This window comes from Arenibacter nanhaiticus, assembly GCF_900141935.1.
In the GTDB taxonomy this organism is placed as follows: Bacteria; Bacteroidota; Bacteroidia; order Flavobacteriales; family Flavobacteriaceae; genus Arenibacter; species Arenibacter nanhaiticus.
This window is the reverse complement of sequence record NZ_FQYX01000003.1, coordinates 1-11,031: the sequence shown is the minus strand read 5'-3', so window position 1 is coordinate 11,031 and position 11,031 is coordinate 1. Positions and strand designations below refer to the sequence as shown.

Here is an 11,031-nt window from a genome sequence, read left to right as displayed (position 1 = left end):
TAAACCAACAATCTATGAAAAAAGTGCGATTATTACTTTTATTACTAATCCCTATCCTAGGGTTCAGCCAAAATAGCCGGACCATCACAGGACAGGTATTTTCCAAAACAGACGGCATGCCATTACCAGGCGCCTCTATCTTTGTAGATTCTAAATCCATTGCCAATGAAACCGGCGTCGAAGGGATTATCGAAAGCACCAGTATAGGTGCCATTACCGATTTCGACGGAAATTTTAGCCTTACGATTCCCAGCGGTATCGTTAAGCTTACGGTTAGCTATATGGGGTATGAAACCCAAATCCTCTATATCGATTCCAAAACTTCCTTTGAGGTGCATCTTACTGAAGATATGAATGCCCTTAGCGAGGTTGTTGTGACCGGTTACCAAAAGGTAGAAAAAAGAAAACTCGCCGCTTCCGTAGCCCAGGTAAACATGAAGGACGCCCAACAAATCGGGGTTGCGAGTGTAGATCAGTTGCTACAAGGGCAGGCGGCCGGTGTGGTCGTTACTTCAGAAACAGGTGCGCCGGGAACCCCCGCAAAAATCAGGATTAGAGGTACTGCCTCCCTTTCTGGGCCCCAAGATCCGCTTTGGGTAATAGACGGCTTGCCTTTAGAAGGCAACGACGTTCCTAATTTTGGGGACAAAGACAATATAGATCAACTTAGAAATTATGCCATCGCCGGAATCAACCCAGATGACATCAAAGATATTACCATCCTTAAAGATGCCGCTGCTACCGCTATCTACGGAGCTAGAGCTGCCAATGGAGTTATTGTGGTCACTACTAAAAAAGGGACTAAAGGGAAAATGAACATTAATTTCTCTGCCAACACCTTCTATACCATGCGTCCGGATATGGATAAGCTGAATTTAATGAACGCTAATGAAAAAGTAGCCTTTGAACTGTCTTTGGCCCAGCGCGACGATTTAGACTTTAGAACCAATAAGGGAGAAGTAATGCGCATCCTTACTTCGGCCAACGAATTGGACATTTACAGAAATAACGGCTTTAACGGTTTAAGCAATGCCACCCAAATGGCCATCAATGCTTTAAAAGAGAACCAGACCAATTGGGGCGATTTATTGTACCAATCTGCTGCGAACACACAGTACAGCCTAAGCATCGCCGGTGGTGCCGAAAAATCTGATTACTATTTTTCTTTAGGGTACTACAATGAAGACGGTACTACCATAGGTACCGGTTATGAGCGCTATAATATTACCTTGAAAAACAATTACCAATTGTCCGATCGTTTCAAGGCCGGCGTATCCTTATTTGCATCCCAATCAAATAAAGAGTCTTATGTCACCGGAACCGATGCCTTTACCAACCCTGCCAATTATTCTAGAAATGCCAACCCCTATTTAGCTCCATATAAAGAAGATGGCAGCTATAATTACGACCAGGACATCGAAGGTTTTGAAGGTCGCTATGTTCCTTTTAATTTCTTGGAAGAAAGAGATAATACGTCCTACGATTTAAACAACAATGCTTTAAAGGCTATTTTCGATGCTTCGTACAGAATTAATAACGACTTAAAACTGTCCACACAACTAGGGCTGCAATTAAACCATAACAGCACGGAAAAATATGGTGCGGCCGATTCCTATTTTACCAGAAAAATACGTGAAAAAACAAGACGCTATAGTTCCGATCGTGGCGGTTACTACTATTTCTTGCCCGAGGGCGGTATCATCCAAAACTGGGAAGACAATTTCTTTCAGTACAATTGGAAATCCCTTTTGGAATATAGCACCATTATTGGTGACAAACACGAAATTGAAACGATGGTTGGATCTGAATTAAGAAGGTCTAATTCCAAAATAATCGCTACCCAAGGTTTTGGGTATGACAAGAAGACCTTAAACACCAAGCCTATCATTTTCCCTAACGAAAGTACGGCTAATGAAAGCACCTATAAGGCTTATGACCGCGCTACCGTAGAGAATGCCTACGCTTCCTTTTACGCTACCGGATCTTACACCTACGATAGAAAATACACCTTGTTTGGCAGTGTGCGTTACGACGGTTCCAACTTATTTGGGGTCGATCCTAAATATAAGTACCTACCGCTTTGGTCTACCGCCGGTTCTTGGTTGGTTTCCGAAGAAGAATTCTTTAGAGACAACAATATCATCTCTAACCTAAGACTAAGAGCTTCTTATGGTTTGCAGGGAAATATAGACAGAAACACCTCTCCCTTTGTTGTTGGAGAATATAACAACGCTACCATTTTACCAGGCTACAATGAGTCTTCTATTGTGGTTACCTCACCCCCTAACGATAAGTTGCGATGGGAAAAAACAGAAAACTATAACCTTGGTGCCGATGTAGGTTTCTTTGACCAACGGATTAATATGGCCTTTGATTTTTACCAAAGGAAAAGCTCTGACCTAATCGGCTTAAAATCTGTACCCTTGGAAAATGGGTTTGAATTTACCAACCTTAACTGGGCACAGGTTACCAATAAAGGCTACGAACTTTCCATTGCTACTAGAAATATCAATGCGCCTAACTTTAAGTGGACTACCAATTTCAACATCTCTCACAACAAGAGTCATGTAGATAAGATCCAGATTCGCGAAAACAGTTTCTTGCCTTCTAGGGAAGGGCTTCCTGTAAATGCCGTATTCGCTCTAAAAACAGCAGGAATAGATGAAAATGGATATCCTTTATTTTGGAAGGGCGATGAAAAGGTAAGTGCGGTAGAATTTTTTGATCTTGTAGATCCATGGGCAGATTTCTTTCCGGGCTACCTTACCCAATCTAATTTGAGCAATGAAGAGTTTAGAGGACTCTTCACCTATGTAGGCGATAGAGACCCTAAGTTCAGTGGTGGATTCATCAACACTTTTAAGTATAAAAATCTTGATTTTACGGTGGCTACCAACTTTAATTTAAAACAGACCGTTGTTAAGAACTTGCCCTATAACCCTAGTCAGGTAGACCGTGGTCAAAACTATACTACCGACATTCTAAACACCTGGTCTCCAAATAACACCGGATCTAATTTACCTGGTATTGTTGGAGAAACTTCGGGATCGGGAGATTCTTGGATGGCGTATAAGTGGTTTGCCGACCTCAACCCAATTAACACCATGTCTTATCTAGACACCTTTGTAGATGAGATGAGCTACCTAAGGGTTTCTAGCATGAGATTAGGCTATAGTCTTCCCGAAACCATCACTTCTAAACTGCATATAAACCAACTAAGGTTTAATATTGAAGGGAGAAACCTTTTTGTGTTCAGCAGTGACTACTCGGGGTATTTTGACCCAGAAACTTTTGGGAATATCTATGCCCAACCCATTTCAAAGTCCATTTCATTAGGCCTTAACGTATCATTCTAAAAACCAGAAAATGAAAAAGTTTTTTTACATACCCTTAGCCTTAATTTTGGCCATGAGCTTTACCGCTTGCGATAAGTATCTCGATATCGAACCCGAAGGCAAGGTCATTCCAAAAACATTGGAAGAAAACAGAGCCTTGATCACCACTGCCTACCAGGCCTTTCCACGACACAAATCTAGACTCGCTTTTAGAACAGATGAACTGCAATTAAATGAGTACAGTACGGATGCCCCATATTATAAGGACATTTATATCTGGAAAGATACCGATGCAGATCCCCAAACGGGCGCATACCCGTGGATACAGTTCTACAACACTATTTTTTACACCAATCACATTATCAACGAAGGGGAAACATCCATTACGGCATCCGCTGAAAAGGAGCAACTTCTTGGGGAAGCCCATGCCTTAAGGGCCTATGCTTATTTTGATTTGGCAAACCTTTACGGGAAGCCTTACGATCATGCTACTGCTGCCAATGACAAAGCCGTGCCTTTGGCCTTAGAAGTAGATTTGGAGCAAGTCTTTAAAGCGGTCTCGGTTCAAGAGGTGTACCAACAAGTATTGACAGATATTGAAGCGGCAAAAAACCGACTTAATACGGATACCCAAGTATTAGGTCTTAACTATCGCTTTTCTAAGGCGGCCATTTTTGCCCTTGAAGCAAGAGTACTCTTATATATGAACCAGTGGAAAAAAGCCTTGGAAGCGGCTGATAAGGCCTTGAGCTACAACAACAGCTTGGTAGATTTAAATACCACCCCTAGCCTGCCGAATAGCTTTGACTCCCCAGAATCTATATTGGCCTTGGAAGACGTATATCAGGCCTCTTTAAACAATGCCGCCTATATAGACAATGACTTTATCAATACCTATGACCAAGACAATGACCTTCGTTTTGGCCTTTACTTTGTACAAGACGGTTCTAGATATAAATCGAACAAGGGCGGGGATCAAAAATTTAAATGCTCCTTTAGAGTAGCCGAATTGTACTTAATAAAAGCCGAATCCTTGTTAAAAACAGGGAAAACCGAAGCTTCTAAAGAGGTATTATTGAGTTTATTGAGAAACAGGTATACCAAAGAGCATATGCCTAGTATGGAAACTGCCATTAGCAATATGTCTGCAGAGGCATACGAGGGGTCACTTTACGATGAAAGAGCTAAAGAATTGGCCTTAGAAGGACATAAATGGTTCGATTTACGGAGGACGACCCAACAGGAAATCAAACATACCTTTAATGGGGACACTTATACTTTGGACAAAAACGACCCCAGATATACCTTATTATATCCTGCGGATGCCAAGCTTAATAATCCCGATTTATAATATAAGTTTGCCCTTTTAATTAAAGCCCGGTATTTTACCGGGCTTTTTTAATGCATGAATTTTGAATTTTATACTTTTGAGGTATCAAAAAAAAGATCAACAATGAAGGTTGCCATCATAGAGGATGAAGAATTAGCTGCAAATTATTTGAAGGGGATTTTACTGCAGCAGCAATTGATTCCGGTACGTGAGGTAGTTAGCATGGGATCCGTAAAAGAAGCCATTGCTTATTTTAAGGCCACCATGCCCGATTTGGTCTTTATGGACATTCACCTCGAAGACGGTACCAGCCTAGAAATCCTGGAAGCTGTTGCCATAACGGCCCCTATTATTTTTACTACGGCCTATGACGAATACGCCCTTAAAGCTTTTAAACATTTTACCATAGATTACCTTCTGAAACCCTTTGATGAAGACGCCTTAATGGAAGCTTTGGAAAAGTTTACGGTCATTAAAGAAAAATACCAAGGTGAAGAAACCTATGCCTTGGTAAATCAGGCATTAAATCACCTTAAAACCACTTACCAACAACGTTTTTTGGTACAACAGGGGCATCAGTTCATTTCCATTACCACCCAAGAAACCGCTTATTTTTACGCAGAAGGAAAGCATTTGTTCCTATATACGCAACACGGAGAGAACTATATTTACAACAGCACTATCAAAGAGGTCATTACCAAATTAGACCCTACCCTCTTTTTTAAAATAAACAGGAACTATGTCGTACACATAGATTCAGTGAAAAGAATCATCAAACACAGCAACCTTAAACTAGAAGTAGTCCTAAGTCCGACAGCCCCAAAAAAGGACAAAATAATCCTAAGCAAAACAGAGATCAAAGCTTTTAAGCAGTGGTTAGATTTCTAATTTCCCTGTATATCCATAGTTTTTAGCACCATTATTTGGGCGTTACCCCCTTCGGCGGTCGGGCACTTCGCTATATCCCTTGCCTTGCTGCGGGGATGCCGCTACGGTCCCTAACGCGGGATTAATGTTATAATAGGATCCATGTGGAAATGTACCAATGAATTAATTTAAGAATGAGTTGATTTTAAAATTGAGCAATGTAAAAATCTAGTAACTTCACCTAATATTTTCTGTACGGGCACGAGTGTGACGCCCGTACCGGCCAGCGTAAACAGGGTATCATGTAGAATGGGATAGAAGACGCTCACTAGCCCACTATGAAACATTTTGAATTCTTATTCTAAGCTCACTGAAAAACGCTTCCTGAAAACCAGATTCTTTACGGAACCGTATTTCTTCTCTGCACGTTCTATTAACCGAACATACTATTCGTCCGGAACTTTATGGGGCTTAGTGGTATTTAATAAATCGTTCATTTTCTTAACCTTATTGTTTGAGACTTTCATTATTCCTTTTGTATCACCTTAATAATCTTCTTAAAGGTTTTTAATAGCCGCCTAGGGTATTGGATGCTGTCAAACATGATCCTGTTTTTTTAAAATTATTAAAGTGATAAAGGAACTTCAATTCCAGATATCTCTATGTCAACACACCTATTACAAAAATCTTATGGCTTATTAATTTTGACTATCTAAATGAAAAATAAAAACCTAATTTCGAACACGAATGATTTTGTAACCGTTCTAAGAATTTCAACTTATTATTTGAGTTAGATTTTTAATCTAGACCTGCTTCGGACTGCCTCACTAAAATTCAACCTTTTTCGGAATGTAAAAGACACACATTCTTTCAACTGCTTAAAACAAGTTTTGCTTGTAAAAGCAAACACTAAAAAAGAAACTTTTATAAATGATAATTAAAGTATTATTATTAGAAAATGCTCCGGTTGAAATTGATTTGATTAGAAGCAATATAAATGATGTTGATTTCAACTACATCATTAAAAGTATAAAATTAATTGATGCATTAGAGAGTGCAGTACTTAATTTAAGTCCTGACATTATACTCTCTGGGTATTCTTTGTTGGACTGTAGCGGAATTGAAGCATTGCAAATTAGAAATAAATTGTATCCCTCAATCCCATTTATAATTATATCAGAACATATAGAGATAGATAGCTGTATTGAACTACTCAAACAAGGTGTGACGGATATTGTATTGAAACAAAACATCTCAAGTTTACCTCATAAATTATCCAGAGCTCTAAAGAAAAGTTGTAACACCAATAACGATGTACTACTAAAACAAAGGGATAATGATCACTCCTGTAAAATAAAATTATCTAAAAAAGAAGCCTGGTTACAGGCCATATTTGATAATTCTATGGAAGCCATTCTTATTGCGAATACAGATGGTTATGTCCTTTCTGCTAATCCTGCAGCATGTGAAATGTTACAAATGACAGTGCAAGAGCTTGCAAAACGGCATCGATCCGATATTGTCGATTTGACGGATGTCAATTTACCAAGATTTATAAGAGAACGTATTGAGAAAGGAAGGTGCAAAGGTGAGTTAGGATTAGTACGGAAAGATGGCACTAGATTTCCAGCTATGGTAACCTCGGTTATGTTTAAAGATACTTTTGGGAAAGAAAGAATTTCATTGACAATTCGTGATTTATCGAAATTTAAAGAAAACCAAAAAAAATTAGCCAAAACAACCACGGATCTGCAAGATGCCATAAATGACCTTAATAAAATAATGGACTCTTCTTTGGATGTTATATGTACCATTAATGAAGAGAACAGGTTCGTCCAGATAAGTGCTGCTTGCAAAAGTTCTTGGGGGTATGAACCCCGTGAATTAATTGGTAAAAATTATCTTCGATTTATAGTTCTAGAAGATCAAGAAGCTACCATTCAAACTGATACTGAAATCAAGAATGGAAAACCGGTGAGGACTTTCGAAAACAGAATTATACATAAAAATGGAACCATTGTATACACTATGTGGAGTGCCAAATGGGATGAGGACGAAAAATTATTCTATTGTACGGCCAAGGATATCTCGGAGAAAAAAAGAATAGAGAAAGCCTATGAAGTAGAAAGGCAACGATTTTTAGATGTTTACAACCTCTCTCCAGCCTGTATGACCATTTTAAAAGGTCCAAATCATATTTTTGAACTAGCCAATCCATTATATCTTGAATTAATCGGTAAAAAAGATATTATCGGGAAATCGGTAAAGGAAGTATTACCAGAATTAAAAGAGCAGGGGATTTTTGAACTTTTGAATACCGTATATATTACAGGTGAATCATACATTGCAAATGAAAAGCTGGTCAAATTCGACTTAGAGGGAAATGGAGAGCTTACCGACAAGTACCTCAACTTTCTCTATCAGGCACATAGAGACCTTGATGGCAATATTGATGGTATTTTTGTTTTCTCTATTGATGTCACTGAACAAGTTTTGTCACGTAAGAAGATTGAAGAAAGTGAGAAACTATATCGCCAATTAATAAATGAATTACCTATTGCAGCCTACTCTTGTGATGCAGAAGGAAAAATAACATGTTTCAATAATGCAGCGGTTAGATTATGGGGAAAAGAACCGGAAATAGGAAAGGATTTATTTTGCGTTTTCAAAAAAATAACAAGCCAGGATGGGCAAATAATCCCTAGGCACATGACCCCCATGGCTATTGCCTTGGAGGAAGCCAGAACTGTATCTGGTTATGCAGGAACTATCGAAAATGCAAAAGGGGAAACACGCTTTATACTTCCCCATGTCGTTCCCTATATTGATTCTTCAGGCAAAGTTACAGGTGCCGTGAATGTTCTGACCGACCTTACCGAAAGCAGAGCCGTTCAAAAGGATTTAGAGCTTCGCAACAGAGAACTCGCCGATTATAAATTCGCTTTAGATGAATCTAGTATTGTAGGAATTACAGATCAAAAAGGAATAATTGTACATGCCAATGAAAACTTCTGTAAAATTTCTAAATATAGTAAGGATGAATTAATCGGACAAGACCACAAAATTATTAGTTCAGATTATCATTCTAAAGAATACATCAGAAACCTCTGGAAAACAATAGCCCATGGCGAAACTTGGAAAGGGGAATTAAGAAACAAAGCAAAAGACGGCAGTTACTATTGGGTTGATACTACCATAACACCTTTTCTCAATTCTAAAGGCAAACCTTATCAATATGTTGCCACTCGCTTCGACATTACAGAACGTAAAAATGCAGAACTGATCCTTGAAAAGCAAAATCATGAACTTTTAAAAACAAACAAAGAATTAGACCGTTTTGTGTATAGTGTTTCTCATGATCTACGCAGTCCGTTAACTTCTATTCAAGGACTTGCTTCAATAATTGAAGATGAAACTAAAGAACCAGAAACTCTGGAACATGTTCAGATGATTAAGAACAACATAAACCGACTTGATGAGTTTACAAGAAAGATATTAAGTTATTCCAGGAATAATCGAACCGATTTGGAAATACAGACAATCCCTATCAAGGAAACCATCGCAGATATTGTTCTAAGTCTTCAAAACATAGCCAACGCACAAGGAATTAGTTTTGACATTGATGTTAAAGAGAACTCAACTTTTTATTCTGACAAGTTCCGTTTTAAAACAATTCTGGAAAACCTTATTTCCAATGCCATTAAATATCATAAAGATTGTAATTCGGATAAATTTATTAGCGTAAAGGCAATTTCAGATGACAACATACTCCAACTTAAGGTATCTGATAATGGAATAGGAATTCCCTTAGAATATCAAGAAAAAATATTTGATATGTTTTTTCGCATATCTAGTAAAGCAGAAGGTTCTGGAATTGGATTATACATTGTAAAAGATACTATCGACAAATTAGAAGGCTCCATCAATGTCTGTTCCCAAGTAAAAACTGGTACTACTTTTGAAATAATACTAAAAAATTTTAAAATATGTTAGAGTCTAAATCAAAATTTCAAAGGGTGATGATTATTGATGACAACCCTATGGACCTTTATATTACCGCAAGACTTATAACAAAACATAATTTTGGAGAGAAGATTGACCAGTACCAATCTGCCATAAAAGCATTGGAGTTTTTACAAGAAAAACAGTGCGATCTCCACGGTTTACCTCAAGTTATTTTCTTAGATATCTTTATGCCCAAAATGACTGGATTTGAATTTATGGCAGAATATGATAAATTATCATCAGGATTTAAAAAACAGTGTAGAGTCTATATGGTATCGTCCTCAATCGATCCAAATGATATTAAACGAGCAAATGAAGACTTAAATGTCGTTGCTTTCCATGTTAAATCTATTACCAAAGAATTTCTCGACAATATTTTATAAGTTTATAAAACTAATTTCCAACAAATATAGTCAAGAAATAGAAATCTTTCTATTTCCACTAAGCTCGAGATAAAAGGGGTCAAAACACCTTATTACTATATTCTTTAGATAAAATATACTAAAAAAATGGTCCAAATTAATTCCATAATTATTAATGAAAATAAAGACACTCTGGTTTTTTTAGAAAAATTCGTTGAGGAAAACTTTATGATTATGAAAATAATTGGGAGTACGTCTTTATTAAATGAGGGCATTAACATGATTAAGTTAAAAAGGCCTGATGTCATTTTTTTAGACATCCCATTTAAAAATAATTCGTTTTTTGAAATGCTGGATCAATTAGATTTTAAAATCCCTAAAATAGTGTTTATCTCTGATTATGAACATGACGCGGTAAAAGCTTTTAGATATAATGCGGTTGATTTTATACTAAAACCAATAGAATTTAATAACGTTATCATAGCCATTTATAAAGTGATTAAATCAATTCAAATGGAACAGAGTTATCAGGATCAAAAAATAAACAATATCAATATTCTGAATACTCAGAACCAGAGCAATGACTATGTAGCCGTTGCATCATTGGACAAAATTGAACTCATTCCAATGGCAGAAATTATTTTTTGCAAAGCAGAAGGAAAATATACTAGTTTTCACATTATAGGAGAAAAAAAAATAATGTCGAGCAGAAATTTGGGAGAATATAGTTCAATTTTAGATCCTAATTATTTTTTCAGAATACATCATTCGTATATCATTAATTGTAATAGCTACGATTTCGTCTGACAGTTAAGAGTTTTTTTAGGCATTTTGACTCTTGGAATAATTTTGGTTTAGGGGCTCGTTTGGAGCCCCCTGACCATTCCAGTCGTCGGACAGGTTATTCCTGACAGGTTGGTCTCCACCAGAGCCTGTTTCCGCTTTACCTGCCTCTAATAAAGGTACAATTTTATCGGATTGTAAATCCAACATTTTTTCATCAGCCAAATATTTGCTGTCCAGTAGGGTCTGCATCGGTGTTTTTCCAAAACAGTGCTTTCCTGTGTGGGTTCTTTCATTATTGTAATACTGCAACCAGCCATCCAGATCTACCTGTATTTCTTCAATGGAA

Annotated in this window: 6 protein-coding genes and 1 pseudogene; 6 read left to right on the top strand and 1 reads right to left on the bottom strand. The window is 37.5% G+C overall.

What is annotated here, in order from left to right; all coding sequences use genetic code 11:
- Positions 1-14: 14 nt before the first annotated feature.
- The 6 genes from BUA16_RS02605 to BUA16_RS02580 all read left to right on the top strand — a co-directional run bounded on the left by BUA16_RS02605 (position 15) and on the right by BUA16_RS02580 (position 10,706).
- Complete coding sequence (locus tag BUA16_RS02605) at positions 15-3,356, top strand: SusC/RagA family TonB-linked outer membrane protein (protein WP_072763094.1); 3,342 nt, start codon at positions 15-17, stop codon at positions 3,354-3,356.
- 10 nt (positions 3,357-3,366) lie between these two features.
- Positions 3,367-4,686, top strand: coding sequence for a RagB/SusD family nutrient uptake outer membrane protein (locus tag BUA16_RS02600; RefSeq protein ID WP_072763093.1), 1,320 nt, complete (start codon positions 3,367-3,369; stop codon positions 4,684-4,686).
- A 102-nt stretch (positions 4,687-4,788) separates the two neighbouring features.
- A complete protein-coding gene (locus BUA16_RS02595; RefSeq protein ID WP_072763232.1) occupies positions 4,789-5,553 on the top strand; it encodes a LytR/AlgR family response regulator transcription factor in 765 nt (254 codons plus the stop codon).
- Between the two features lie 909 nt (positions 5,554-6,462).
- Complete coding sequence (locus BUA16_RS02590; RefSeq protein ID WP_072763092.1) at positions 6,463-9,525, top strand: PAS domain S-box protein; 3,063 nt, start codon at positions 6,463-6,465, stop codon at positions 9,523-9,525.
- The gene (locus tag BUA16_RS02585; protein ID WP_072763091.1) at positions 9,519-9,920 is read left to right on the top strand and encodes a response regulator; all 402 of its coding nucleotides are present in this window, start codon (positions 9,519-9,521) and stop codon (positions 9,918-9,920) included. The genes BUA16_RS02590 and BUA16_RS02585 overlap by 7 nt, the downstream gene beginning before the upstream one ends.
- Positions 9,921-10,046: 126 nt before the next feature.
- Complete coding sequence (locus BUA16_RS02580; RefSeq protein WP_072763090.1) at positions 10,047-10,706, top strand: LytR/AlgR family response regulator transcription factor; 660 nt, start codon at positions 10,047-10,049, stop codon at positions 10,704-10,706.
- Between the two features lie 174 nt (positions 10,707-10,880).
- On the opposite strand, the pseudogene BUA16_RS18910 reads toward BUA16_RS02580, so the two are convergent.
- A pseudogene (locus BUA16_RS18910) lies at positions 10,881-11,031 on the bottom strand (IS481 family transposase); the annotation flags it as partial.

What these genes read in the sequence shown, in the direction of transcription:
- BUA16_RS02590 (WP_072763092.1), top strand. Translation starts at nt 6,463, where the DNA reads ATGATAATTAAAGTATTATTATTAGAAAATGCTCCGGTTGAAATTGAT.
- BUA16_RS02605 (WP_072763094.1), top strand. Translation starts at nt 15, where the DNA reads ATGAAAAAAGTGCGATTATTACTTTTATTACTAATCCCTATCCTAGGG.
- BUA16_RS02595 (WP_072763232.1), top strand. Translation starts at nt 4,789, where the DNA reads ATGAAGGTTGCCATCATAGAGGATGAAGAATTAGCTGCAAATTATTTG.
- BUA16_RS02585 (WP_072763091.1), top strand. Translation starts at nt 9,519, where the DNA reads ATGTTAGAGTCTAAATCAAAATTTCAAAGGGTGATGATTATTGATGAC.
- BUA16_RS02600 (WP_072763093.1), top strand. Translation starts at nt 3,367, where the DNA reads ATGAAAAAGTTTTTTTACATACCCTTAGCCTTAATTTTGGCCATGAGC.
- BUA16_RS02580 (WP_072763090.1), top strand. Translation starts at nt 10,047, where the DNA reads ATGGTCCAAATTAATTCCATAATTATTAATGAAAATAAAGACACTCTG.